Genomic DNA, 2864 nt, shown 5'->3' with positions numbered 1-2864 from the left:
TTATCCTGCTACGATATATACCCCTACTGCAATAAGGGAGATAACGAATACAACAGCATAAATCAAAGTAAGTCTCGTTACATTTCCTTTTGTTTTTTTATTATAATTTGTATCTTTATCATTTGCTGCAAAAATCGTACCAACTAACGCCACTATCGCCAGTATTATAATAATGATAACCGAAATAGTCATAATCTATCTCCTTTCCATACCTTTTCATTAAAGTTAAAATATATAGGAAGTTCTCTCTAAATAATAACTTAGTATCGCTCAGATAAGACCATCCAATCCTATACGATTTATACCATCCAATTTACAAAAACAAAGCGAACTCTATAATTTATAGGCTTTTATTGAACAAGTGGTTGGTTAAAACATTGTAAAATTGGATGGTTATTTTCCCAGAGAAACTCTTTATTATAAAAAATATGCTTAAATTGGGTCTCTATGTAATTATGACTCGATTAAAATGCTGACTTAAAAAGTAACGGAGATGATTAAACATGACATGGGCTTTTGTCCTTTTATTGATTTTTATTGCTTTTGCTAAAATACTCGTAACATGTCTTCCAACCTCTGCTGTGGAATGGATTATTAGCAAATTCGAATTACATCCAACACTTAGCAATACAGATGCCACTGTAACAATCAATGGAAGAAGCTTGGAAGGTGAGGAGAAAGATCAAGTTATTCATTATTTTAACGAAGCGATATTTTTAGAGAAATATTATGGAGCTCCCGAGGACACCGGCACTCCATTAGTTATAAATACTAAGAACGGTAAAAACAGCGTTAAACTATTTTTATATAGTTACAACGATCACATTGATGTCGTTAAAAAATATAAGAAGAAAGTAATCGCATATCGTTTACGTTCTAATAGCCTTCAGAAACTTCTCGGCCAGTAACGAGAAAATCAACTTAGAAAGATCGTCGAAAAGACGGTCTTTTCTTGTCTAATAAGTTTTCATCTCTTTTTACAGCATCCCTCCCTTCAGAGAATGACAGATAACATCTTTCAGTATAAATATGATAATATTTATTAAAAAAGGAAGGGAAGATCAACCTTGCCAGATTGGTCGTATCATACTATATTCAAACCTATTCTTCATAAACTACCACCTTCCTTTAGCCGAGAATTTATTCACCGAGGGATGAGCATACTAGCTTCTACATCAATAGGTGAAGCGTTGATAGAATTTCTCGGTCATATGACACCTTCCAAAAAATTGGAGAAACAATTATTCGGTGTTCCATTTACTTCTCCTGTTGGACTAAGCGGCAAAATTGATCCTACATTATCTGGACTGAAAGCTTTTCAAAATCTTGGTTTTAGCTTCATTGAGATTGGTCCGGTTTCTATCCACGATTCAGCAATAAAGGAAGAACTATATATTGATCACAAGCATGAGAAGATAAAGGGATTTACAGGCTCATCGATAAAACTGTCTGCAGTTAAAAAACAGCTCCAATCTCTGAAAAGAAAGAAAGTACCATTTTTTATAAGGTTGGAGGGGAATTTTCAGGAAGTAACGCATATATGTGAAGAGCTCCTCCCTTTTAGTGATGGATTTATTATGAACAGTAATATTTTTGATTCGGTTAATCAATGGAATAACTTTCGGGAAAAATTAAAGAAACCAGTTATAATTGCTCTTTCAGCAGAAAATACAACTGATATTTCATCTATTAGTAAATATAATCCAAGCGGAATACTGCTTGAAGATTGTCATTCCTCTCATATAATGGAAGATGCACTTGCTGCAATAAGGAAATCAGTCAGTTATGATCTGCCTATTATCGCTTCAGGTAAAGTTAGAGAGCCGGCAGATGCGGTTACATTATTAGAAAATGGAGCTTCTCTTGTCATGCTCGGATTTGATTATGTATTTGCTGGACCTGGCCTGCCAAAGCGGATCAATGAGGCATATAACAACAGGTTCCCAAAAGAATCAGCAGTTGTGAAAGGATGGATTTTATATTGGCTGTTCGGTTTGGCAATTACAGTTGCCGGATTTATGGCACTGCTGTTTAGTATGACAACTATTATTCTTCCATATGATGAATCCTTTTTAGGAATAGTTAGAAACGATATCCTGAATTTCAATCCTGCCATTTTATACTTTATGGCACACGACAGGATGACTCTTTCAGGAACGATGATATCAGGCGGAATTATCTACATGCAGCTTGCGAGATATGGAATTAGGAATGGCTTTCATTGGGCAAAAAGAGCATTCAATATAGCGGGTATTATCGGCTTCCTTGGAATTCTCTTATTTATCGGTTATGGGTATTTTGATTGGCTTCATGGAGCATTTTGGATTATTTTATTGCCATTATTTATTTTTGGATATAGGAAATCAAGAAATGCCAAATCAGCACCATCAAGTACGAATCTTTCCAATACCCGGTTCTGGAAGCTGAGCTTAATTGGACAGCTGTCCTTTGTCATACTTGGATTTGCTTTAGCTGTTGGTGGAATTGTCATCTCAACCGTCGGGATATCAAGCGTCTTCGTACCAACTGATCTTTCTTATTTATGCCTTACTCCAGAGGCACTTAATGAGTTCAATGAACGATTAATTCCTGTTATTGCACATGATCGGGCCGGGTTTGGAAGTGCCCTGTTAAGTGTAGGCTTACTCGTATTGATGCTTGCCTTATGGGGAATTCGCGAAGGGGAAAGCTGGGTCTGGTGGACCTTCACAATCGGTGCCATTCCGGCATTTTCAGCCGGTATTATCACTCATTTTATTATTAACTACACTGATTTTTTTCACTTATTACCTGCTTATATTGCAGTAATTTTATATATAACAGGAGTCATTTGTACCGCACCGTTTTTATTAAAAAGAAATTCA

General features: G+C 35.7%; 3 protein-coding genes. 2 read left to right on the top strand and 1 reads right to left on the bottom strand.

All coding sequences use genetic code 11. The features are described from left to right. Positions 1-192, bottom strand: coding sequence for a hypothetical protein (locus BFA01S_RS21260; protein WP_066235598.1), 192 nt, complete (start codon positions 190-192; stop codon positions 1-3). A gap of 311 nt (positions 193-503) precedes the next feature. Between BFA01S_RS21260 and BFA01S_RS21255 the strand changes: the two genes are divergently transcribed. Then, a complete protein-coding gene (locus BFA01S_RS21255; protein WP_066235596.1) occupies positions 504-908 on the top strand; it encodes a YfmQ family protein in 405 nt (134 codons plus the stop codon). A gap of 159 nt (positions 909-1067) precedes the next feature. After that, positions 1068-2864: beta/alpha barrel domain-containing protein (locus tag BFA01S_RS21250; RefSeq protein ID WP_066235600.1), on the top strand; the 1797-nt coding region annotated here is incomplete at its 3' end.

It is taken from the genome of Metabacillus fastidiosus NBRC 101226, from assembly GCF_001591625.1.
Taxonomy (GTDB): domain Bacteria; phylum Bacillota; class Bacilli; order Bacillales; family Bacillaceae; genus Metabacillus; species Metabacillus fastidiosus.
This window is presented reverse-complemented; position numbering and strand designations above follow the sequence as displayed.

What these genes read in the sequence shown, in the direction of transcription:
- BFA01S_RS21260 (WP_066235598.1), bottom strand. Translation starts at nt 192, where the DNA reads ATGACTATTTCGGTTATCATTATTATAATACTGGCGATAGTGGCGTTA.
- BFA01S_RS21255 (WP_066235596.1), top strand. Translation starts at nt 504, where the DNA reads ATGACATGGGCTTTTGTCCTTTTATTGATTTTTATTGCTTTTGCTAAA.